Annotated in this window: 2 protein-coding genes and 1 pseudogene; 1 reads left to right on the top strand and 2 read right to left on the bottom strand. The window is 71.2% G+C overall.

The window, feature by feature from the left end:
• Together VFN12_RS09010 and ligD are read right to left on the bottom strand one after the other, a co-directional pair.
• Positions 1 to 474: pseudogene (locus VFN12_RS09010) on the bottom strand (hypothetical protein); the annotation flags it as partial.
• Positions 471 to 1,388, bottom strand: a complete 918-nt coding sequence (gene ligD, locus VFN12_RS09005; RefSeq protein WP_325118311.1) for a non-homologous end-joining DNA ligase — start codon at positions 1,386 to 1,388, stop codon at positions 471 to 473. The gene ligD and the pseudogene VFN12_RS09010, both read right to left, overlap by 4 nt.
• Here ligD and VFN12_RS09000 point away from each other — a divergent pair.
• A partial coding sequence (locus tag VFN12_RS09000) for a Ku protein (RefSeq protein ID WP_325118310.1) occupies positions 1,387 to 2,214 on the top strand: 828 nt, incomplete at its 3' end. The two genes, ligD and VFN12_RS09000, sit on opposite strands and share 2 nt — an antisense overlap.

Raw genomic sequence — 2,214 nt, 5'->3', positions numbered from 1 at the left:
GGCGTGGCTGGCGGGGAGCCACCAGCGGAAGCCGCCACGGCTCTTGTTGCGGTAGCGGTTGTAGAACCGCGACTGGTTGTCGAGGACCCAGTAGTCGCCGCGGCGGATCTTGCGGTAGCTCGGGTCCCACCCGGCGCGCTGGCGGTGGGTGCCGAACGAGAACGGCAGCGTGTGGGTGCCGAGCGGTGTCTTCCCGGTCCCCTGCACTCGACGCCGCGGTCGGACCAGGCCGTTGTAGCCGATCCGCCCGTCCTGGGCCCGGAACTGCAGCAGCCAGCGCCCCTGTCGCAGCCCCCAGAAGCTCACCCGGGCGTGCCACCCCGAGGTCCGGTTGACGGTGACGACCTGGCGGGTGCCCGGCTCGAGCCGGACGGTGACCCCGTCGAGGCGCACCTCGCCGGCGGCGGAGGCCGGGGGCGGGGACGCCGGGAGCAGGGCGGCGGCCAGCAGGAGAGCACCGAGCAGTCGTCTCATGACAGGTCCTGGGGGTCGAGGTCAGGTCGCACGCCACGGTACGACGGCTGGCGGAGGCGTTGCTGGGGGGACAGGCCGAGGGACTCGACATCGACGACCAGGACCGGCTCCACCCAGTGGGTGCCGAGTGCGTCGACGCGGGGGACCTCGTCGGCGAAGGGACTGGCGTCGCGGGCGTACGGCGCCAGCGCCTCCATCAGCATCGGGCCCACCCTGCCCGCGATGCCGCTGCCGACCCGTCCCCGGTAGAGCAGGCCGCCGGGGGTCGGCTCCCCCACCAGGACCGCCCCCAGCCGGGTGGCCGACCCGGTCTCCGGGCGCCATCCACCGACGACCCAGGAGGTGCGGCGACGGTGGGGGAACTTGAGCCAGTGCGGGCTGCGGGCGCCGAACTCGTAGCGGGAGGACCGGCGCTTGCTCACCATCCCCTCCAGCCCCTGGTCACGGGTCGCCTCGAACAGCATCGCGCCGTCGTCGTAGGCGGGTGGGACCTGCCAGGCCACGTCGTCGAGGCCCAGGCCGGTCAGCAGCTCGCGCCGTACCTCCAGCGGCTCGCGGGTGAGGTCGCGGCCGTCGAGGCGGAGCAGGTCGAAGGCCAGCAGGGTGACCGGGTTGCGCTCGGCGAGCGCGGCGGCCCGCTTCGGGTTGCCGACGTGGATGCGCTCCTGAAGGGCGCCGAAGGTGGGGATCCCGTCGAGGAACGCGACCACCTCGGCGTCGAGCAGCAGGTCGTCCCCGGGCAGCGCGTGCAGCTCGGGGAAGGAGACGGTGACGTCGTTCTCGTTGCGGGAGGTGAGCCGCAGCCGCCCGTCGCGTACGTCGACCAGGACCCGCATGCCGTCCCACTTCACCTCGTGCACCCACTCCTCGCCGGTCGGCACGTGGGTGCCGCGGGTGGCGAGCATGGGTCGCATGGGTCCATCCTGTCGGATACTGGAGCAGCGTCACGGTCAGCAGGCCACGATCAAGCGGGAGGGGATGGGCATGCGTGCGATCTGGAAGGGGGCGGTCTCGTTCGGACTCGTCAGCGTCCCGGTGAAGCTCTACTCGGCGACGGAGTCCCACGACGTCTCGTTCCGGCAGGTGCACGCCAAGGACGGCGGGCGGATCAAGTACCAGCGGGTCTGCTCGATCGACGGCGAGGAGGTCGCCTACGCCGACATCGCCAAGGGCTACGAGACCGAGGACGGCGAGATGGTCATCCTCACCGACGACGACATGGCCGACCTGCCGGTGACGTCCTCGCGCGAGATCGCGGTCGAGAAGTTCGTCCCCAGCGACCAGATCGACCCGATGCTGCTGGAGAAGTCCTACTACCTCGAGCCGGAGAAGACCGGCGCCAAGCCCTACGCGCTGCTGCGCCAGGCGCTGCTCGAGGCCGACCGGATGGCCGTGGTGACGGTCGCGCTGCGGCAGCGCACGACCATCGCCGTGCTGCGGGTCAAGGACGACGTGATCGTGCTGCAGACCATGATGTGGCCCGACGAGATCCGCACCCCGGACTTCAGCGTCGAGGCCGGCGAGGTCAAGGACTCCGAGGTGAAGATGGCCTCGATGCTGGTCGAGACCCTGGCCGGCGACTTCGACGCCTCCGAGTTCGAGGACGACTACGCCGGGGCCGTGCAGGAGCTGGTCAAGGCCAAGATCGAGGGCGGCGAGATCAAGCGGACGCCGACCTCGACCAAGTCGTCCGGCGAGGTGGTCGACCTGCTGGCGGCGCTGCAGAAGTCGGTCCAGGAC

Origin of the sequence: Nocardioides sp. (assembly GCF_035703625.1) — a bacterium.
Classification (GTDB): domain Bacteria; phylum Actinomycetota; class Actinomycetes; order Propionibacteriales; family Nocardioidaceae; genus Nocardioides.
Note: the sequence above shows the minus strand (reverse complement) of the source record. Positions and strands in the feature narration are given on the sequence as shown.

Coding starts and splice junctions, on each gene's coding strand:
- ligD (WP_325118311.1), bottom strand. CDS start 1,388: ATGCGACCCATGCTCGCCACCCGCGGCACCCACGTGCCGACCGGCGAG.